Source organism: Streptomyces viridosporus T7A (assembly GCF_008704515.1).
Taxonomy (GTDB): domain Bacteria; phylum Actinomycetota; class Actinomycetes; order Streptomycetales; family Streptomycetaceae; genus Streptomyces; species Streptomyces viridosporus.
Map to the genome: position 1 here is coordinate 1483221 of NZ_CP023700.1, position 19709 is coordinate 1502929.

The window sequence follows — 19709 nt, forward strand, 5'->3', positions numbered from 1 at the left end:
CGGCCGTCCACCGGTCGCACGGTGGCGGGCGCCCGCGGCACGCGCCGGGCCCCGGTCCGGATCGCCGCTTCGTGCGCCGGTCGCCTTCGGCAAGGATCGTGGGCGCGGGGAGGACGCCGGTAGGGTTGCCGACTGTGGACGTGGGGGCAGGAAACGAGATGGTTGCCGTCCCGCCGGGACGGGTGACGCTGTCGGACCGGCGGACGCGGAGCAGTTGGCAGACCGAGGTCGCGTCGTTCCGGATGTCGGCGTTCCCGGTCACGCAGTCGTGGTACGCACAGGTCACCGGTCAACGGCCGAGCAGCGCCCGGGGCGACCGGCTGCCCGTCGAGAACGTCTCGTGGTGGGACGCGGTCCGGTTCTGCAACGCGTTGTCCCGGCGCGAGGGGTTGACGCCCGCCTATGACCTCCGGGCCGACGCCGGCACGGCCGAATGGAACACCTCCGCGGACGGGTACCGGCTGCCGACCGAGGCCGAATGGGAGCACGCCTGCCGCGCGGGTACCACCGGCCCGCGCTACGGCCGGCTCGACGAGGTCGCCTGGTACCGGGACAACGCGGGTGGGCGGATCCACCCCGTCGGCGGCAAGCGGCCCAACGCCTGGGGCCTGTACGACGTGCTGGGCAATGTGTGGGACTGGTGCTGGGACGTCTACGACGCCGAGGTGTACGGCGCCTACCGGGTGCTCCGCGGTGGTGGATGGGCCGACGAGCACTGGAGCTGCCGGGCGTCTGTACGGCGCCGCAGCCACCCGACCTTCCGGATCGACGACGTGGGGTTCCGCGTCGCGCGCTCCACACCGCCGCACCGGCCGTGACGGCCGCGTTCCGGAACGGCCGGTGCGGCGACTCCGGGGCCGCTGGACACGCCGGACCCGGCACGGCTGCCGCCCGCCGTCCCGGGTCCGGCGTGTCCGTGCCCGGCCCCGTACCGGGAGCTGGGGCGGGGAAGCGAGGCCATGCCGTCCCCGGCCCCCGGTACCGCACGTCCCTCCCCTCCCCCGCGCCCCTCGTCCCCGGTGCGGCCGGATCCCCGGTGCGGCCGCGGGTCACTCTCCTCCCGCGGCTGTCGCGGGGCTACCCGAGGAACGACAGCCGCACCCGGCGGTCGGGATTGTCCCGGTTGGTGTCGACCAGGCACACCGACTGCCAGGTGCCCAGCTCCAGTCGGCCGCCCACCACCGGCAGCGTGGCGTGGGGCGGGACGAAGGCGGGCAGGACGTGGTCACGGCCGTGGCCGGGGCTGCCGTGGCGGTGCTGCCAGCGGTCGTCGGCGGGCAGCAGGGTGTGCAGGGCGGCCAGGAGGTCGTCGTCGCTGCCGGCACCGGTCTCGATGACGGCGATGCCGGCCGTGGCGTGCGGCACGAAGATGTTCAGCAGGCCGTCGCGGCCGGCCGCCGTCTCCCGCAGGAAGGCCTCGCAGTCGCCGGTGAGGTCGACGACCTTCTCCGAGGAGCCGGTGGCGAGGGTCAGGACTCGGGTGGTGAAGGCATCTGACATGCCCTCCATCCTGACCGATGCGCCGGGGATCTTCCGGCACCGCCCCCGGGGATCTTCCGGGACCGCCCCCGGGGAAGATCCACGACCCGCGGCCCGTTAGTAGAAATGTGAACGACATACGTGAGGTCGAGGTCGTCGTCGTCGGCGCGGGACAAGCGGGGCTGTCCAGCGCCTATCACCTGCGGCGGACCGGGTTCGAGCCGGACCACGACTTCGTGGTGCTCGACCACTCCCCCGGCCCGGGCGGCGCATGGCAGTTCCGGTGGCCCTCGCTGACGTACGGCAAGGTGCACGGGATGCACGCGCTGCCCGGCATGGAACTCACGGACGCCGATCCGGCGCGGCCCTCCTCCGAGGTGATCACCGCGTACTTCGACCGCTACGAGCGGACCTTCGACCTGCGGGTACGGCGCCCGGTGGACGTGCGGGCCGTGCGGGAGGGAACCGGGGGGCGGCTGCTCGTCGAGACCTCGGACGGCACCTGGTCGGCGCGGGCGCTGATCAACGCCACCGGCACCTGGGACCGGCCGTTCTGGCCGCGCTGTCCGGGGCAGGAGACCTTCCTGGGGCGCCAATTGCACACCGCGCAGTACCCCGGGCCCGAGGCGTTCGCCGGGCAGCGGGTGGTCGTGGTGGGCGGTGGCGCCTCGGGCACCCAGCACCTGCTGGAGATCGCGCCGTACGCGGCGTCCACCACCTGGGTGACCCGGCGGCCGCCGGTCTTCCGCGAGGGGCCCTTCGACGAGGAGGCGGGACGGGCGGCCGTGGCGCTCGTCGAGGAGCGGGTGCGGCGGGGGCTGCCGCCGCGCAGCGTCGTCTCGGTGACGGGGCTGCCGCTCAACGACGCGATCCGGCAGGGCCTCGCGGACGGGGTGCTCGACCGGCAGCCCATGTTCGACCGCATCACGCCCGACGGCGTGGAGTGGGAAGGGGGGTCCCCCCTGCGCGAACGGAGCGGAGAGCTCGGGGGAGGACGGCGCGTGGCGGCCGACGTCATCCTGTGGGCGACCGGGTTCCGTCCCGCCGTCGGCCATCTCGCCCCGCTGCGGCTGCGGGAGCCGGGCGGCGGGATCCGCGTCGAGGGAACGCGCGCGGTGGCCGATCCGCGCGTCCACCTGGTCGGCTACGGTCCCTCGGCGAGCACCGTCGGCGCCAACCGGGCGGGGCGGGCGGCGGTACGGGACATCAGGCGGCTGCTGACGCCGGAGGAGCGGGCCGCGGCGTGAGGTCCGGACCGGTTCACTTCTTGGACGGTTCGCCGCTCTTCGGCTGCCGGGCCTCGGACTCGGCGACGTTGCGCCGGTGCTCCTCCTGGTCGGCGGTGAAGCGGGTGTCGCCCGGCTTGACCGTGACGAAGTAGAGCCAGTCGCCCGGGGTCGGGTTGATCGCGGCCTGCATCGCGGCCTCGCCGGGGTTGTCGATCGGGGTCGGCGGCAGCCCCATGCGCTCGTAGGAGTTGTAGGGGCTGTCGAGCCCGGTGTCGGTCACCTTCGCGCGCAGTGTCGAGCGGCCCAGCGCGTAGTTGACGGTCGAGTCCATCTGCAGCGGCATCCCGCGCTCCAGCCGGTTGAAGATCACCCGGGCCACCTTGCCCATGTCGGCCTTGGTGGGGGCCTCCGCCTGGACGATGCTCGCGACGGTGACCGCCTGGTACACGTTCATGGCGTTGCGCTGCGCGCCCGCGGCGACCGGGGCTCCGTTGAACTTCCGGTTGGCCGTGTCGACCATCTGCGACAGCAGCTTCTCCGGGGTCGTCTTCTCCTCCAGCGGATACGTCGCCGGGAAGAGGTAGCCCTCCGGATTGCCCTCGGCCTCGATCGGCAGCTTGAGGCGGGCCTTCACGACGGACTTCTCCGTGGTGCCCGCGGGCAGTTCCAGGGCCTTGTCGACGGCCGTGTACACCTGGCTCGCGCGCCGCCCCTCCGGGATCTTCAGGGTGGTGGGGCGGGGGTCGCCGCCGTCGCCCATGGTCAGCAGCGGCACCGCCACGGCGGTGCCGGCCACGACGGCCCCGGTCGCGACGAGGGCGAGGCGGCCCCGGCGCGTCAGTCGGATCGTGCTCCGTGACGGAGTGTTCATCTGCATGCGGGCACGGTAACCCGCATACCGCCCCAAACCCGGCATATCTTCATCTTGTCGGCTCCAGTTGGGCGTCCCGGCGCACCAGAGCCGCGTAGCGCCCGCCCCGCCCCAACAACTCCTCGTGCGTGCCGCGTTCGACCGCGCGGCCGGAGTCGAGGACCACGATCTGGTCGGCACTCCGAATGGTGGACAGCCGGTGGGCGATGGTGAGCGTGGTGCGGTTGGCCGACAGCGCGTCGATGGCCGCCTGGACGGCGGCCTCGGTCCGGGTGTCCAGGGCGCTGGTGGCCTCGTCGAGCACCAGGACCGGCGGGTCGCGCAGGATGGTGCGGGCGATCGCCAGGCGCTGCTTCTCACCGCCGGAGAAACGGTGGCCGCGCTCGCCGACGACCGTGTCGTACCCGTCGGGCAGGGCGGCGATGTGGTCGTGGATCTGGGCCGCCCTCGCCGCCGCGTACAGCTCCTCGTCGGTGGCGTCGGGCTTGGCGAAGCGCAGGTTGTCGGCGACCGAGGCGTGGAAGAGGTAGGTCTCCTGGGAGACCACGCCCACCGCACGGGCCAGGGTGTCGAAGTCGAGGTCGCGGACGTCGACCCCGTCCAGGGTGACCCGGCCGCCCGTGACGTCGTACAGCCGCGGCACGAGGTGACCGAGCGTGGACTTGCCGGCGCCGGTCGGGCCGACCACGGCGAGGCTGCCGCCCGCGGGAACGGCGAGGTCGATGCTGTCGAGGACGGGGCCGCTCCCGCCGTCGTAGCGGAAGGAGACGTTCTCGAAGCGCACCTCGCCCTTGATCCGGTCGAGGCGCACCGGGTCCTCGCGCTCGGTGATGTCGATCGGGAGGTCCAGGTACTCGAAGATGCGCTGGAAGAGCGCGAGCGAGGTCTGGATCTGGACGCCGGTGGACAGCAGGCTCACCGCCGGGCGGAACAGGCCCTGCTGGAGCGAGACGAAGGCGACGATCGTGCCGATGGAGACCTCCGGGCCACCCGTCTGCAGGGCGATGCCGGCGGCCCAGTAGATGACGGCCGGCATGGCGGCCATGACGATCGTGATGACGGCCATGCGCCAGCGGCCGGCCATGCTGGAACGCACTTCCAGGTCGACCAGGCGCTCGGACTCGCCCGCGAAGGCACGGGTCAGGGAGTCGGACCGGCCCATGGTGCGGCCGAGCAGGATGCCGCTGACCGACAGCGACTCGGTGACCGTGGCGGCCATGGCGGCCATCTGCTTCTGGCGCTGGGTGGTGATCTTCTTGCGCTCGTTGCCGACGCGGCGGCTGATCCACACGAACACCGGCAGCAGGACGAGCGAGACGACGGTCAGCCGCCAGTCGAGCGCGAGCATCGCCACGACGGTGGCCACCACGCTGGTGAGGTTGGAGACGAGGGAGGTCGCCGTGGAGGTCACCGTGGCCTGCATGCCGCCGATGTCGTCGGCGATGCGGGACTGGACCTCACCGGTGCGGGTGCGGGTGAAGAAGGCGAGCGACATGCGCTGGAGCCGGCCGAAGACGGCGGTGCGCAGGTCGTGCATGACGCGCTGGCCGACGGTCGTCGAGATCAGGGTCTGCAGCACGCCGAAGACGCTGGTGAGGACCGCGCTGAGGATCATGCCGAGCGCGAGCAGGCTGAGCAGCCCGGTGCGGCCCTCGGGGATCGCGACGTCGAGGATCGCCTTCAGCAGGAACGGTGTGGCCACCGAGACCAGGGACGCGGCGCCGACGAGCAGGCCGACGACCGCGAGGCGGCCCCGGTAGGGACGGAAGAGCTTCAGGATGCGCCGCACCTGCCGGGGTTGCTCCTCGGTGCCGGCAGGTGGGGTCCAGGCGGGTTCGTGGTCGGGGTGCATGGTCTCCTCGGGGACGGGCGCCCGGGGGCGGGCCGGAAGCGAGCGGAGCCTAGCTCATTGTTACCTATACTCACAATGAACGACATCCTGATATTGTTCCCGCATGACCGCCCCCGATCCCGACGGCCTGCTGGCCGAGCAGCTGCTCCGGCTCACCCGCCGGGTGCACCGCATCCAGAAGCACCATCTGGAGCGGCGCGGGCTCGGTGTCACCCCCGCCCAGTCCCGTCTGCTGCGCACCCTCGCGCACTACGGCTCGCCGCCCCGCATGGCGGATCTCGCCGAGCGGCTGGAGGTGGTGCCCCGGGCCGTCACCACCCTGGTCGACGGGCTCGAGGCGAGCGGCAAGGTACGGCGCGTACCGGATCCGGCCAATCGGCGGGTGATCCGCATCGAGCTCACCGAGGACGGGCGCGCGGCCCTGCGCGAACTGCGCGCCGCGCGCAGGGCCGCCGCGGAGGAGATCCTGGCCCCGCTGGCGGACGAACAGCGCGCGGTGCTGGGCGATCTGCTGAACACTCTGGTCGACGGGGCGGCCGCCCCGCACCACGGCGGCCCCTCCGTGTGACCCGTGTCCCGGGCGGTGGCCGGGCGGCCGGCGTCCCGGCAGCCGGTTCCGCGCGGTGGCGGGGAAAACCGTTTGCCTCCCGGTACTGAGCGGCGTCAACCTGTCACGGTTTGCTGTTTCCGGCCGACAGCGGCGTGCGGCGTGCCCGTGTCTCCCTCCGGCCGCCTCCCGCCCTCCCCGCCGCCCCCCTGACACGAGCCACTGGGACGTCATGCAGATCCAAGACCTTCCGTACTCCGACCCGGGCGTGCCCGACACCCGCTCGGGTCCCCGATTCCTGTGGTGGCTCTTCCGGAACCAACTGTCCGGACAGCTCAGGTCGTTGGCCTGGGGACTGCTGCACTTCGCCTCCGTCGCCTCGCTGCCGTTCTGCGTCGGTGTCGCCGTCCAGGCCGCCGTCGACCGCTCCGGGAGCCGGCTCGCGCTGGCCGGCGGCCTGATGGCGCTGGCCTGTGTCGGCAACGCGGTCGGCGACACCTTCCTGCACCGTGCCGCCGTGACCAACTGGATCACCGCCGCCGCCCGCGTCCAGCAGTTGCTGGCCCGCAAGGCCGCGACGCTGGGTTCGGCGCTGACCCGGCGCGTCGCGGCCGGTGAGGTCGTGGCCGTCTCCACCGGCGACGTCGAGAAGATCGGCTGGTTCGTGGAGGCCCTGTCGCGGTTCACCGCGGCGGCGGTCACCATCGTGCTGGTCTGCGTCGGCCTGCTCCTCCACCAGCCGGCGCTCGGCGCGGTCGTGGCCGTGGGGCTGCCCGTGCTGGCGATCGCGGTGCTGCCGCTGCTGCCGCACGCCACCCGGCGGGCCGACGTCCAGCGCGAGAAGGCCGGCCGGGCCACCGAACTCGCCTCGGACACCGTCGCCGGACTGCGCGTGCTGCGCGGCATCGGCGGTGAGGAGCTGTTCCTCGAGCGCTACCGCCGCGCCTCCCAGGAGGTCCGCCACGCCGCCGTGCGCAGCGCGCGGATGTGGTCGCTGATCGCCGCCGTCCAGGTGCTGCTGCCGGGGCTGCTGCTGATCACGGTGGTCTGGTACGGCGTCCATCTGGCCCGTGAGGGCCGGATCACCGTCGGCGAACTGGTCACCGTCTACAGCTCGGTCATGCTGCTCACCTATCCGATCCGGCACTTCGAGGAGATCGCGATGGCCTACTCCTTCTCGCGCCCCTCGGCCAGGCGGGCCGCGCGCGTGCTGTCGCTGGAGCGGGCCACGGACACCGGGGGATCGCGTGCCGCCGAGGCCCCCGCCGGTGACCTGTACGACCCGGCGACCGGTCTGCTCGCCCCCGCGGGGCGGCTCACCGCCGTGGTGTGCGGGGACCCGGACGCGGCGGGGCGGCTGGCCGAACGGCTCGGCGGGCACGCCGCGGAACCGGACACCTCGGTGCTGCTCGGCGGGGTGCCGCTCGACGAGCTGCCGCTGGACTCCGCCCGGCGCGCGGTCCTGGTGCAGGACAAGGACCCGGTGCTGCTGTCCGGCACCCTGCGCGAACTGCTCGACGTGCCCGCGTCCGGTGCCGTCGGCCCGCACGAGGCGCTGGAGGCCGCGCAGTGCGCGGACGTGCTGGCGGCTGTGGTGCAGGGCTCGTCGGCCGCCGAGGACCCGATGGACGCGTGGCTCACCGAACGCGGACGGTCCCTGTCGGGCGGCCAGCGCCAGCGGCTCGCGCTGGCCCGGTCGCTGGTCACCGACCCGGAGGTGCTCGTCCTGGACGAGCCGACCTCGGCCGTCGACTCGCACACCGAGGCCCGGGTCGCCGAGGGCGTGCGCGCGCTGCGGAAAGGACGCACCACCGTGGTGTTCACCTCGTCCCCGCTGCTGCTGGACCGCGCGGACCGGGTGGTGTTCCTGCACGGCGGCACGGTCGCCGCGGTCGGCGGCCACCGCGAGCTGGTGCGCGCCGAACCCCGGTACCGGGCCGTGGTGACCCGCGAGACGGAGGAGGAGGCCCCGGCGGCCGGCGCCCCGCGCGGGGACCGGGAGCCCGGTGAGGTCCCGCTCGAGCGGGACGTCGTACCGCGTGAGGACGGCGTACCGCACCGCCTGGAAGAGATCGAGGAGACGGCATGATCGGCGTGGCACCACCGGCCTACGACCCGGCGGCCCCGACCACGGCCGGCACCCTGCCCGTGGGTGCCCCCGCGACCGTGCGCGCCTACGTGGCCGAGCTGCTGCGCCGGCACCGGCGGGCCTTCCTGCTGCTGATCACCGTGAACACCGTCGCCGTGATCGCCTCGATGGTGGGCCCCTATCTGCTGGGGGACCTGGTGGAGCGGGTCTCGGACCGGACGCGGGAGCTGCACCTGGGGCTCACGGCCGCGCTGTTCGTGCTGGCGCTGGTCGTCCAGGCGGTGTTCGTCCGCCAGGTGCGGCTGCGCGGTGCGGTGCTCGGCGAGCGGATGCTGGCCGACCTCCGCGAGGACTTCCTGGTGCGGTCGGTCGGACTGCCGCCGGGGGTGCTGGAGCGGGCGGGCACGGGGGATCTGCTGTCGCGGATCACCACCGACATCGACCGGCTCGGCAACGCCATGCGCGAGGCCGTGCCCCAGCTGGCCATCGGAGTGGTGTGGGCCGTCCTGCTGCTGGGCGGACTGGTCGTCACGGCGCCCGAGCTGGCGCCGGCGGTCCTGGTGGCTGTGCCGCTGCTGGTGGCCGGCTGCCGCTGGTACTTCCGGCGGGCGCCGGCCGCCTACCGCTCGGAGGCGGCCGGATACGCCGCCGTGGCCGCCGTGCTCGCCGAGACCGTGGACGCGGGGCGGACCGTCGCGGCCCACCGCCTCGGCGAGCGCCGTGTGGCGCTCTCGGACCGGCGGATCAAGGAGTGGACGGCCTGGGAGCGCTACACGCTCTGGCTGCGGTCGGTGCTCTTCCCCGTCGTCAACATCACCCACGTGACCGTGCTCGGCTCGGTGCTGATGATCGGCGGTGTGTTCGTCCTGCAGGGCTGGATCGGTGTCGGCCAGCTGACGACGGGGGCCCTGATCGCGCAGATGCTCGTCGACCCGGTGGGGCTGATCCTGCGGTGGTACGACGAACTGCAGGTGGCCCAGGTGTCGCTGGCCCGGCTGGTCGGGGTCCGGGACATCGAGCCCGGCGCCGGTGACGCCGCGCTGGTCCCCGACGGGCGCCGGGTGCGGGCGGAGCGGGTGCGCTTCGGCTACCGCGAGGGCGTGGACGTCCTGCGCACGGTGTCGCTCGAGGTCGCCCCGGGGACCAGGATGGCGCTGGTCGGCCCTTCGGGCGCGGGCAAGTCCACCCTGGGCCGGCTGCTCGCCGGGATCTACGCGCCCCGGGACGGCCGGGTCACCCTGGGCGACGCCGAGCTGTCGCGGATGGCGGCGGAGCGGGTCCGGGAGCACGTGGCCCTGGTCAACCAGGAGCACCACGTCTTCGTGGGCTCGCTGCGCGACAACCTGCGGCTCGCCCGGGCGGACGCCGGGGACGCCGAGCTGTGGGCGGCGCTGGGCGCGGTCGACGCGGACGGGTGGGCGCGCGCGCTGGACGACGGTCTGGACACCGAGGTCGGCTCGGGCGGCCTGCCGCTCACCCCGGCCCAGGCCCAGCAGGTCGCCCTGGCCCGGCTGGTGCTGGCCGACCCGCACACGCTGGTCCTGGACGAGGCGACCTCGCTGCTCGACCCGCGTGCGGCGCGTCACCTGGAACGCTCCCTGGCCCGCGTCCTGGACGGCCGGACCGTCGTCGCCATCGCCCACCGCCTGCACACGGCCCACGACGCGGACGTCATCGCCGTCGTGGAGAACGGCCGCATCAGCGAACTCGGCAGCCACGACGAGCTGGTCGCCGCGAACGGGGCGTACGCGGCGCTGTGGCGTTCCTGGCACGGGTGAGCGGCGCCGCCGGGCGCGGCGGGCCCGGGCGGGCGGCGGGCACGGTCGTCCGGAGGCCGCGCGGAGGCCGGCCGCACCGGGCTCCGCGCGGCCGGCGCTTCCCCGGCGCGGTGGGCACTGCCCGCCGCCCCGGCCCCGGAGCGGGGCCCGGCCCCGGAGCGGGGCGGCGGGGGCGTGCCGTTGCCGGTGGGGAACACCGGTGGAAGGCTGGAACCAGGCATCGGCTCGGGGAACGCCCGGGGCCCGGCGGACCGGGCACGGGCGGTGCCGGTGCCCCGTGCAGTGGCGGCCCGTGCGGGCCGCGGCGGGAACGGGCCCGCCCGCACCCCCAGGAGGTACCCGTGAAAAGCGCCGACGGTTGGGGAGACGACGTCTACCAGCCCGACGCGTCCGACATCCAGGACGACGCCGGACTGCTCGACGCCGAGGACACCCTGGTGGACGACGGCGTCGATGACCCCCTCGACCGGGGCTGGTCCCCTCCCGAGCGGCCCTGGGCCGTGGAGCACCACGGCGTGACGGCGGCGGAGCGCCACGAGGGCGAGACGCTGGACCAGCGGCTCGCCGAGGAACTGCCGGATCCCGCCGCCCCCGACGGGGACGGTCTCGGCGACTCCGAGGGCACCGACGGCGAACTCCTGGACAACGAGGTCGGCGCCGCACGCTCCGGTCGGCTCGTGGCCCCCGACGAGGGGGCGCACGAGGACGAGGAGGAGGCCCTGGTCGCGCTCGACGTCGGCATCGACGGCGCGGCCGCCTCCGCCGAGGAGGCCGCCATGCACGTCGTCGACGAGGACACCCTGCCCGGCTGACCCTCCGTTCCCCCGTCGTCGCGCCCGACCGAGTCGCCCGAGGAGCATCCATGCAGAAGGACAAGCACCCCGACTACCACCCCGTCGTCTTCCGCGACCGCGCCGCCGGTTACGCCTTCCTCACCCGGTCCACGGCCACGAGCAGCCAGACCATCGAGTGGGACGACGGCGAGACCTACCCGGTGGTGGACGTGGAGATCTCCTCGGAGAGCCACCCGTTCTACACGGGCAAGGCCCGGACGGTGGACTCGGAGGGCCGCGTCGCCCGGTTCGAGCGCCGGTACGGCCGCGAGGGGTCCGGCTGAGCCGACGGCGGCGGGCCGGGCCGGTCCGTGCCGCCGCCCTCAGACCACGTTGAGCGCCACCGCGCAGCCCACGCCGCCCAGCAGCATGAACGCCGGCATCAGCACCTTGAGCTCGACCCAGCTGCCCGCCCGGAACCGCATGGCCTTCGGCGGGCCGACCGGGTACCAGCGCTTGCGGCCCACCGGTATGGGCCACAGGATCGGGCAGCCGGAGACGGTCAGCGCGTCCCCGAGGTCGTGCACCAGCGCGCCCAGGACGATCGGCAGGCCCAGCCACAGGTACTCCTGGCCCGGTGCGGTGAACAGCCAGTCGGAGCCGTTGCCCGGCTGGTCCAGGATGTCGGCGAGGATCCAGGCGCTGGTCGCCGCCAGGAGCCACACCAGGACATCGCTGCTGGAGCCCCGGGTCGCCCGCCACAGCAGGCCCTCGATGGCCAGCACCATGTGGGCGAAGAGGATCGCCAGCACCGCCCAGCGGCCCCCCGTGATCGCCAGCACCGCGGTGCCGGAACCGATCAGCACGGCCCACAGCCAGGTGTGCGTGAGCGTGCGGTGCCCGCCGGTGCGGCGCGGGTCGCCCGGCTTCTTCGTGGCCTTGTAGACGGCGTAGGACAGTTTGTCGACGACCTCGCACAGCCAGCGGGACAGCGGTCCGAAGGACCGGGAGATGGTGGCCGCCTTGTGGTCCAGGTCCGGGGCGAGCGCGGCGCCGGCGCAGATCAGGGCACCGACCAGGAGGACCGGCCAGGGCATCGGGTGCCCGGCCGCGGCCGTCGCCGCTCCGACGCCGAGCCAGGCCGCAGCGCCCGACAGTGAGTGTGCTGGTCCCATCATCGCCGTTGCCCGCCCCATTCCTCTTCGGCCGCTGTCCAGTTGACCGGGTGCATTGACGCTCCGCCGACGACACAGCGTAGCGTTCGCGATCTTCGTGGCCGCATTCGATTCCCGCATCGGGCGGGAGGACAGGCAAGATGGGGGGTGTGACCCTCATCGATCAGCTGCCGCCGACCGCCGACCCCGACGCCCTGTACGAAGCCTTCGAGTCCTGGGCCCGGGAACGCGGTCTCACGCTCTACCCCCACCAGGAGGAGGCGCTGATCGAGGTGGTCTCCGGGGCGAACGTGATCGTGTCGACGCCCACCGGCTCCGGCAAGAGCATGATCGCCGCGGGCGCCCACTTCGCCGCTCTGGCCCGCGACGAGGTCACCTTCTACACGGCCCCCATCAAGGCGCTGGTGTCGGAGAAGTTCTTCGAGCTGTGCAAGGTCTTCGGCACGGAGAACGTCGGCATGCTCACCGGTGACGCGTCCGTCAACGCCGACGCCCCGGTCATCTGCTGCACCGCCGAGGTGCTGGCGTCGATCGCGCTGCGCGACGGCAAGGACGCCGACGTCGGCCAGGTCGTGATGGACGAGTTCCACTTCTACGCGGAGCCGGACCGCGGCTGGGCCTGGCAGATCCCGCTGCTGGAGCTTCCGCAGGCGCAGTTCGTGCTGATGTCGGCGACGCTCGGCGACGTCTCCTTCTTCGAGAAGGACCTCACCCGCCGCACCGACCGCCCCACGGCGGTGGTCCGCTCGGCCACCCGGCCCGTGCCGCTGTCCTACGAGTACCGGTACACGCCGCTCACCGAGACGCTCACCGACCTGCTGGAGGCCCGGCAGGCCCCGGTCTACATCGTGCACTTCACGCAGGCGCAGGCGGTGGAGCGGGCGCAGGCGCTGATGAGCATCAACATGTGCACGCGCGAGGAGAAGGACCGGATCGCCGAGCTGATCGGCAACTTCCGCTTCACCACCAAGTTCGGCCGCAACCTCTCCCGCTACGTCCGCCACGGCATCGGCGTGCACCACGCCGGCATGCTGCCCAAGTACCGGCGCCTGGTGGAGAAACTCGCGCAGGCCGGGCTGCTGAAGGTCATCTGCGGTACCGACACGCTCGGCGTGGGCGTCAACGTCCCCATCCGCACGGTGCTGTTCACGGCCCTGACCAAGTACGACGGCAACCGCGTGCGCACGCTGCGGGCCCGGGAGTTCCACCAGATCGCGGGCCGCGCCGGACGCGCCGGCTTCGACACGGAGGGCTTCGTCGTCGCCCAGGCGCCCGAGCACGTCATCGAGAACGAGAAGGCGCTCGCCAAGGCCGGGGACGACCCGAAGAAGCGGCGGAAGGTCGTGCGCAAGAAGGCGCCCGAGGGCTTCGTCGGATGGACCGAGCAGACCTTCGAGAAGCTCATCGGCTCCGAGCCGGAGCCGCTGACGTCCCGTTTCCGGGTGACGCACGCGATGCTGCTGTCGGTGATCGCCCGCCCCGGCAACGCCTTCGAGGCGATGCGCCGGCTGCTGGAGGACAACCACGAGCCGCGCAAGCAGCAGCTGCGGCACATCCGGCGGGCGATCGCCATCTACCGTTCGCTGCTGGACGGCGGCGTCGTCGAGAAGCTGGAGCGGCCGGACGCCGAGGGCCGCGTCGTCCGCCTCACCGTGGACCTCCAGCAGGACTTCGCGCTGAACCAGCCGCTGTCCACCTTCGCGCTGGCGGCGTTCGAGCTGCTGGACCCCGAGTCGCCGTCGTACGCCCTGGACATGGTGTCGGTGGTGGAGTCCACCCTGGACGACCCGCGCCAGATCCTCGCCGCCCAGCAGAACAAGGCGCGCGGCGAGGCGGTCGCCGCGATGAAGGCGGACGGGGTGGAGTACGAGGAGCGCATGGAGCGCCTCCAGGACATCACCCACCCGAAGCCGCTGGAGGAGCTGCTCTTCCACGCGTACAACACCTACCGCAAGAGCCACCCCTGGGTCGGCGACCATCCGCTGTCGCCGAAGTCCGTGGTGCGGGACATGTACGAACGGGCGATGTCCTTCACGGAGTTGGTGTCCTTCTACGAGCTGGCGCGCACCGAGGGCATCGTGCTGCGCTACCTCGCCGGCGCCTACAAGGCCCTGGACCACACCATCCCCGACGACCTCAAGTCCGAGGACCTGCAGGACCTGATCGCCTGGCTGGGCGAGACGGTGCGCCAGGTCGACTCCAGCCTGCTGGACGAGTGGGAGCAGCTGGCCAACCCGGAGGAGATGACCGCCGAGGAGGCGCAGGAGAAGGCGGACCAGGTCAAGCCGGTCACCGCCAACGCGCGCGCCTTCCGCGTCCTGGTCCGCAACGCCCTGTTCCGCCGCGTCGAGCTGGCCGCGCTCGACCAGGTGGAGGAGTTGGGCGAGCTCGACGCCGAGTCGGGCTGGGACGCGGACGCCTGGGGCGAGGCGATGGACAAGTACTGGGACGAGTACGAGGAGCTCGGTACCGGCCCCGACGCGCGCGGTCCGAAGCTGCTGCTGATCGAGGAGGAGCCGGACCACGGGCTGTGGCGGGTCCGGCAGATCTTCGACGACCCGAACGGCGACCACGACTGGGGCATCAGCGCCGAGGTCGACCTCACGGCCTCCGACGCGGAGGGCCGCGCCGTCGTCCGCGTCACCGATGTCGGCCAGTTGTGAGCACAGGAGAGTCCCACCCATGACGAACCCGGCCGAGAGGCTCGTGGACCTGCTCGACCTGGAGCAGATCGAGGTCGACATCTTCCGTGGCCGCAGCCCGCAGGAGTCGCTGCAGCGGGTCTTCGGCGGCCAGGTGGCCGGCCAGGCGCTGGTCGCCGCCGGCCGCACCACGGAGGGCGACCGCCCCGTGCACTCGCTGCACGCGTACTTCCTGCGCCCGGGCCGGCCCGGGGTGCCGATCGTGTACCAGGTCGAACGGGTGCGGGACGGGCGGTCGTTCACCACCCGCCGGGTCACCGCGGTGCAGCAGGGCCGCACGATCTTCAATCTCACCGCCTCCTTCCACAAGCCCGAACAGGGGAGCTTCGAGCACCAGCTGCCGCCGGCCCGTGAGGTGCCGGACCCGGAGTCGCTGCCGACGGTCGCGGACGAGATCCGTGCGCATCTGGGCGCGCTGCCCGAGCAGTTGGAGCGCATGGCCCGCCGCCAGCCCTTCGACATCCGCTATGCGGACCGGCTGCGCTGGGACCCGGACGAGGTCAAGGGGGCCGAGCCGCGCAGCGCGGTGTGGATGCGCGCGGTCGGTCCGCTCGGCGACGATCCGCTGGTGCACACCTGCGCCCTGACCTACGCCAGCGACATGACCCTCCTGGACGCCGTCCGGATCCCGGTGGAACCGCTGTGGGGCCCGCGCGGCTTCGACATGGCGTCGCTGGACCACGCCATGTGGTTCCACCGCCCGTTCCGCGCGGACGAGTGGTTCCTGTACGACCAGGAGTCGCCGATCGCGACGGGCGGGCGGGGGCTGGCCCGCGGGCGGATCTACGACCTGCGCGGTCGCCTGCTGGTGTCCGTCGTCCAGGAGGGGTTGTTCCGGGCGCTGTAGGCCACCGGTTCCCGCGGCGCCGCCGGCCCGGACGGGCCGCGGCAGCGCGCGGTGTCCCCCGGGTCCGCGGGGAGCCCTCCGGGCCGGAGCGCGACGGCACGGGGCGGAGCGGGGTGCCGGACGACGCTCCCGCGCCTCTTCCGTCAGCCGGGCCGGCTCCGCCCGCGACCGGGGAGCCGCTCGCTCCCGGCCCGCCGGCCCCCTCCGCCGCCGGGGGGCGTGCGACCGGTCGTGGTCCGGGATCCGCGCGCCGCCGCGGCCTGTTCGGCGGCGGCCGCGGCGGTGACGTCGTGCGTGAGGGTGCGGTGTCCGGACATGCTCGTCTCCCCCGTGGAGTGTGGGCGGCCGGCGCCGTGTGCGTCCGTCCAAAAGGAACGTAGCCGCTTTGCCACGGTCCGCGACAGGCCTGTGGACAACTCCGCGGGGCATCCACGGGGCATCCACGGGGCATGACGTGTGCGCAGGTCAGAGCTCCGTGAAGGGATCGGGGTCCGGTCGGCGGGTGTCCACGTCCAGATGCTCGCCGACCCGGTTGACCAGAAGCGTCATCTCGTACCCGATCTGGCCGATGTCGGCCTCGGCGCCGCTGAGGACGCACAGGCAGCTGCCGGTGCCGGCCGCGGTGACGAAGAGCACCGCGTCGTCGAACTCGACCATCGTCTGGCGCACCCCGCCCGCGCCGAAGTGCCGTCCCGAGCCCTTGGCGAGGCTGTGCAGTCCGGACGACACGGCGGCGAGGTGCTCCGCGTCCTCCCGGCGCAGCCCCGTGCTCGCGCCCGTCACCAGTCCGTCGTTGGACAGGACCAGCGCGTGCCGTACGTGTTCGACGCGCTGGGTCAGGTCGTCCAGCAGCCAGTCGAGTCCCTGGTTCTGCGCCATGTCGTGAATCTCCCCGTGTTCTTCCCCGTGGTCTTCCCCGCCTGCCGTCCCCTCCTGGCGGGAGGGTCCCCGCGCCAGCCTTCCCCACGACCGGGCGCCGGGCAAGAAGAATGGGAGCCATGGGACAGAAGATGACCGACGAAGAATGGCGGGAGTTCGTCTCGCGCGGGACCCGCACCGCCAAACTCTGCACCGTCCGCGCCGACGGAAGCCCGCACGTGGCCCCGGTCTGGTTCCTGCTCGACGGCGACGAGGTGGTGTTCAACACCGGCGAGCGGACCGTGAAGGGGCGCAATCTGGCCCGTGACGGGCGGGTCGCCCTCTGCGTGGACGACGACCGCCCGCCGTTCGCCTACGTGATGCTGCACGGCCGGGCACGGCTCTCGCAGGACCCCGGGGAGCTTCGGCACTGGGCCGCCCGGATCGGGGCGCGCTACATGGGCGAGGACCGCGCCGAGGAGTTCGGGGCCCGCAACGGCGTGCCCGGCGAACTCCTCGTCCGCGTCACGGTCGAGAAGGTCCTGTCGGAGAAGGGCGTCGCGGACTGAGACCCGGTCGCGGGGCGGCGGGCCCCGCGGTCACCCCACCGAGTCCAGCGGCCGGGCGGTGTGCGTCCGCCCGGCGTACTCGACGAGCCGGATGAGCACCTCCTTCCCCGAGTCGCGCTCGCGCGCGTCGCACAGCACGACGGGCGTGCCCGCGTCCAGGTCGAGCGCCCGGCACACGCTCCGCGCGTCGTGGCGCCCGGCTCCCTCGAAGCAGTTGACGGCGACCACGAAGGGGATGCGCCGGTGCTCGAAGTAGTCCACCGCCGGGAAGCAGTCCTCCAGGCGCCGGGTGTCGGCGAGGACCACGGCGCCCAGGGCGCCCTGCGCCAGTTCGTCCCACAGGAACCAGAAGCGGTCCTGTCCCGGTGTGCCGAAGAGGTACAGGGAGAGCCCGGACCGGATGGTGATGCGCCCGAAGTCCATGGTGACGGTCGTGGTGACCTTCCGGTCGACGCCGTCGGTGTCGTCCACCGACCGTCTCGCCTCGCTCAGCAGTTCCTCGGTGCGCAGCGGCCGGATCTCGCTGACCGCGCCCACCAGGGTGGTCTTGCCGGCGCCGAACCCGCCGGCGACCAGTATCTTCAGCGCCGGCGCGGCCGTCTCGGCGTCCGGGGCGTCGGGGTGTTCGGGGACCATCGGTCACTTCTCTCTGGAGTGCCGGCCGCGGTCGGCGGGGGTGGGACGGGTGTGCCGCGGGTCCGGGAGGCGCCGCCGCGCGGCGGCGTCCGGGTGCCGGGCGCGGGGCCGCTACAGCGCCCGCAGCCCTTGGACCACCTCGCGGAGAACGCGTTCGTCGGGCAGGTGAGCGGGCGGCACCGGGAAGCTGACGGTGATGTTGCCGCGTTCCAGCAGGTCGCCGAGGAGCACCCGGACCACACCGCCGCCATGTCCAGGTAGTGCATGCCCGCGACGCCGAGACCGGTGGTGAGCCCGCCGAGCAGCGGGGCCCGGCCGCGACCGGGGCCGTGGCCGACGGCGAACACCCCGGCGCAGACGACGGCCATGGCGACGAGCAGGCTCACCGGGGTGAGCGGTACGTCGTGGCGGATGCCGGTGCCGCTGACGCCGAACCCGAGCACGGCCACGAAGTGCGTGGTCCAGATGCCGGTGCCGATCGCCGGGGCCGCGGTGATCAGCCGGTTGCGGCGCGCGCGGCCGGTGGCGGCGAGCGCGCGTACCGTGCAGCGCGGCCCGAGGACCGCACCGGTGCGGGCCATCGCGCACGACGGCACGGGGGTGAGCCGTCCCAGGGCGGCGCGGTCCAGGTGTCCCATGGCCCCGGGACGTCAGGGGGCACAGGCGCACGAAGGGGGCGTGTCTCGAAAGCTGGTGGAATGTGGCGCGGCGGTGCGCCGGATCGACCGTGTCACGCTCGAACGTGCGCACAGCGCATCGCCCGCTCCGGTGGGGAATCATGCGGTGCATGAGCGACGACCACACACACGTCCAGGAGTTCTTCGGCGCACGGGCGGCCGACTGGGACCGCCGCTTCCCCGACGACGGCCCGGCCTACGCGGCCGCGGTGGCCGAGCTCGGGCTGCGCGAGGGCGGCCGGGTGCTCGACGCGGGCTGCGGCACGGGGCGGGCGCTGCCTGCGTTGCGTGCGGCCGTGGGGCCCTCGGGGGTGGTGCTCGGCGCGGACCTGACCCCGGCCATGCTGCGGGAGGCGGTACGGGCCGGACGGGACCGCGACGGGGTGCTGCTCCTCGCCGACGTGGCCGCGCTGCCGCTGCGTCCGGGGGTGCTGGACGCCGTGTTCGCCGCGGGCCTGATCGCGCATCTGCCCGATCCCGTCGCGAACCTCCGGGAACTGGCCCGGGCGGTGCGGCCCGGGGGCGTGCTCGCGCTGTTCCATCCGGTCGGCAGGGCGGCGCTCGCCGCCCGCCAGGGCCGCTCGCTCACGCCGGACGACCTGCGGGCGGAGCCCAACCTCCGCCCGCTGCTCGCCCGTTCGGGGTGGCGCATGACGTCGTACGCCGACGAGGACACCCGGTTCCTGGTACTCGCCGTGCGCGGGAACCGGGCCCCGGGGCGGGGAGCGGATCCTCAGTCCGCGTCCGCGGGCCGCACCGGGCAGCCGCGCAGCCCCGGGACGGGGTGGGTGCCCAGGTCCTCCAGCCGGTAGCCGTTCGGGTAGCCCTTGACCTCCCGGTTCTGCCGGGCGAAGTGCGGGGTCCTCCGGGGCGGCAGCAGACGGACGGCGCGTCCCCGCAGCCGTACCGCGCGGCGTACCCACGCGCGCGTGACGGGGCCGGGCGGGGGGTAGCGGAAGGCGCGCAGCAGGGGTTCGTCGAGCAGGGCGAGCGTGGCGGTGCGCAGCAGGGGGGCGAGCGGACGCGGGTACCAGGAGGCCATGAGGTCGAGCGTGGCGTCCGAGACCCGCCGCGCGCCCTCGTCCCAGCCGAAGTGGGCCTCCTCGTAGGCGTCGAGGAAGGCCTCGAACTCCTCGTAGGACCCGGGGATGTCCTTGATGCCCATGTGCCGGCCGAGGGTCTGGTAATGGACGGTGCCGGCGACCGTCTCGTGACGCGACATCCTGCGCCATCCGTAGGCGTCGATCCAGCGCTTGGGCATCACGACGAACGTGCACAGGACGTAGCGCATGTCGTCGTCGGGGATGTCGTAGCTGCGGTGCATCCGGTTGATGCGGCGGATCGCGGTCCGGCCCCGGTCGCTGCCGAATCCGTGCTCGACGACGGCGTCCAGGAGCAGCGAGGTGTCGTCGTAGCGTTTCTGCGTGCGGTCCGTGAGCTCGGCCGTCTCGGCGAGCAGCCCGCCGATGCGGGGAACGGCGTAGGTGCGGTAGAGGGCCAGTTCGAGGGCCCGGGCGAAGTCCCAGGGGAACTCGTAGGCCGCGCTGAGCCGGTAGATCTCCGTGGCCTCCCGGTACGGGTCCATCCGCCGGATCCGTTCCAGCCGCTCGAAGCGCTTCACCGTGCT

At 73.4% G+C, this 19709-nt stretch carries 17 protein-coding genes and 3 pseudogenes; 11 read left to right on the forward strand and 9 right to left on the reverse strand.

All coding sequences use genetic code 11. The features are described from left to right. The first annotated feature begins 158 nt into the window (after window positions 1–158). Entirely contained in the window at window positions 159–818 is a 660-nt protein-coding gene (locus tag CP969_RS06950) for a formylglycine-generating enzyme family protein (RefSeq protein WP_016827317.1), read from the forward strand. A 259-nt stretch (window positions 819–1077) separates the two neighbouring features. Here the strand turns inward: CP969_RS06950 and CP969_RS06955 are convergent, their stop codons facing one another. Further along, the gene (locus CP969_RS06955; protein ID WP_004991266.1) at window positions 1078–1500 is read right to left on the reverse strand and encodes a secondary thiamine-phosphate synthase enzyme YjbQ; all 423 of its coding nucleotides are present in this window, start codon (window positions 1498–1500) and stop codon (window positions 1078–1080) included. Between the two features lie 107 nt (window positions 1501–1607). On the opposite strand from CP969_RS06955, the gene CP969_RS06960 reads away from it, so the two are divergent. Continuing rightward, window positions 1608–2726, forward strand: coding sequence for an NAD(P)-binding domain-containing protein (locus tag CP969_RS06960; protein WP_016827316.1), 1119 nt, complete (start codon window positions 1608–1610; stop codon window positions 2724–2726). A gap of 13 nt (window positions 2727–2739) precedes the next feature. On the opposite strand, the gene mltG is transcribed toward CP969_RS06960, so the two are convergent. Together mltG and CP969_RS06970 are read right to left on the reverse strand one after the other, a co-directional pair. Further along, entirely contained in the window at window positions 2740–3585 is an 846-nt protein-coding gene (gene mltG / locus CP969_RS06965; RefSeq protein WP_016827315.1) for an endolytic transglycosylase MltG, read from the reverse strand. Window positions 3586–3628: 43 nt separating this feature from the next. Further along, complete coding sequence (locus CP969_RS06970) at window positions 3629–5431, reverse strand: ABC transporter ATP-binding protein (RefSeq protein WP_016827314.1); 1803 nt, start codon at window positions 5429–5431, stop codon at window positions 3629–3631. 103 nt (window positions 5432–5534) lie between these two features. Between CP969_RS06970 and CP969_RS06975 the strand changes: the two genes are divergently transcribed. The 5 genes from CP969_RS06975 (at window position 5535) to CP969_RS06995 (ending at window position 10962) form a co-directional block, all read left to right on the forward strand. After that, the gene (locus CP969_RS06975) at window positions 5535–5999 is read left to right on the forward strand and encodes a MarR family winged helix-turn-helix transcriptional regulator (protein ID WP_004991261.1); all 465 of its coding nucleotides are present in this window, start codon (window positions 5535–5537) and stop codon (window positions 5997–5999) included. Between the two features lie 211 nt (window positions 6000–6210). Beyond that, window positions 6211–8067, forward strand: a complete 1857-nt coding sequence (locus CP969_RS06980) for an ABC transporter ATP-binding protein (RefSeq protein ID WP_016827313.1) — start codon at window positions 6211–6213, stop codon at window positions 8065–8067. After that, window positions 8064–9845: an ABC transporter ATP-binding protein gene (locus CP969_RS06985; RefSeq protein ID WP_016827312.1), complete on the forward strand. Its 1782-nt coding sequence runs from the start codon at window positions 8064–8066 to the stop codon at window positions 9843–9845. The genes CP969_RS06980 and CP969_RS06985 overlap by 4 nt, the downstream gene beginning before the upstream one ends. Window positions 9846–10186: 341 nt before the next feature. Then, window positions 10187–10657, forward strand: coding sequence for a DUF5709 domain-containing protein (locus CP969_RS06990; protein ID WP_004991257.1), 471 nt, complete (start codon window positions 10187–10189; stop codon window positions 10655–10657). 50 nt (window positions 10658–10707) lie between these two features. After that, window positions 10708–10962 carry a type B 50S ribosomal protein L31 gene (locus CP969_RS06995; RefSeq protein WP_004991253.1) on the forward strand — a complete coding sequence of 85 codons (255 nt, stop codon included), beginning with the start codon at window positions 10708–10710 and terminating at the stop codon, window positions 10960–10962. Window positions 10963–11001: 39 nt separating this feature from the next. Here the strand turns inward: CP969_RS06995 and CP969_RS07000 are convergent, their stop codons facing one another. Next, window positions 11002–11796: a metal-dependent hydrolase gene (locus CP969_RS07000; RefSeq protein WP_004991251.1), complete on the reverse strand. Its 795-nt coding sequence runs from the start codon at window positions 11794–11796 to the stop codon at window positions 11002–11004. 146 nt (window positions 11797–11942) lie between these two features. On the opposite strand from CP969_RS07000, the gene CP969_RS07005 reads away from it, so the two are divergent. Together CP969_RS07005 and CP969_RS07010 are read left to right on the forward strand one after the other, a co-directional pair. Then, entirely contained in the window at window positions 11943–14456 is a 2514-nt protein-coding gene (locus CP969_RS07005) for a DEAD/DEAH box helicase (RefSeq protein WP_026085359.1), read from the forward strand. A 19-nt stretch (window positions 14457–14475) separates the two neighbouring features. Further along, on the forward strand, window positions 14476–15342 hold the full coding sequence (locus tag CP969_RS07010; protein ID WP_016827310.1) for an acyl-CoA thioesterase: 867 nt from the start codon (window positions 14476–14478) through the stop codon (window positions 15340–15342). Between the two features lie 465 nt (window positions 15343–15807). Here the strand turns inward: CP969_RS07010 and CP969_RS07015 are convergent, their stop codons facing one another. Then, the gene (locus CP969_RS07015) at window positions 15808–16221 is read right to left on the reverse strand and encodes a roadblock/LC7 domain-containing protein (protein WP_004991240.1); all 414 of its coding nucleotides are present in this window, start codon (window positions 16219–16221) and stop codon (window positions 15808–15810) included. Window positions 16222–16340: 119 nt separating this feature from the next. Between CP969_RS07015 and CP969_RS07020 the strand changes: the two genes are divergently transcribed. Then, window positions 16341–16769 (forward strand): PPOX class F420-dependent oxidoreductase, encoded by a 429-nt coding sequence (locus CP969_RS07020; RefSeq protein WP_004991238.1) that lies wholly within the window; start codon window positions 16341–16343, stop codon window positions 16767–16769. 30 nt (window positions 16770–16799) lie between these two features. Here the strand turns inward: CP969_RS07020 and CP969_RS07025 are convergent, their stop codons facing one another. From CP969_RS07025 to CP969_RS07035, 3 genes and pseudogenes are all read right to left on the reverse strand, one after another. Next, the gene (locus CP969_RS07025; RefSeq protein ID WP_016827308.1) at window positions 16800–17405 is read right to left on the reverse strand and encodes a GTP-binding protein; all 606 of its coding nucleotides are present in this window, start codon (window positions 17403–17405) and stop codon (window positions 16800–16802) included. 111 nt (window positions 17406–17516) lie between these two features. Continuing rightward, window positions 17517–17648: pseudogene (locus CP969_RS07030) on the reverse strand (DUF742 domain-containing protein); the annotation flags it as partial. After that, a pseudogene (locus CP969_RS07035) lies at window positions 17645–18043 on the reverse strand (MHYT domain-containing protein); the annotation flags it as partial. The pseudogenes CP969_RS07030 and CP969_RS07035, both read right to left, overlap by 4 nt. Window positions 18044–18192: 149 nt before the next feature. Here CP969_RS07035 and CP969_RS07040 point away from each other — a divergent pair. Then, window positions 18193–18783: pseudogene (locus tag CP969_RS07040) on the forward strand (class I SAM-dependent methyltransferase); the annotation flags it as partial. A 32-nt stretch (window positions 18784–18815) separates the two neighbouring features. On the opposite strand, the gene CP969_RS07045 reads toward CP969_RS07040, so the two are convergent. Further along, window positions 18816–19703: an oxygenase MpaB family protein gene (locus CP969_RS07045; RefSeq protein ID WP_016827305.1), complete on the reverse strand. Its 888-nt coding sequence runs from the start codon at window positions 19701–19703 to the stop codon at window positions 18816–18818. Window positions 19704–19709: the final 6 nt, after the last annotated feature.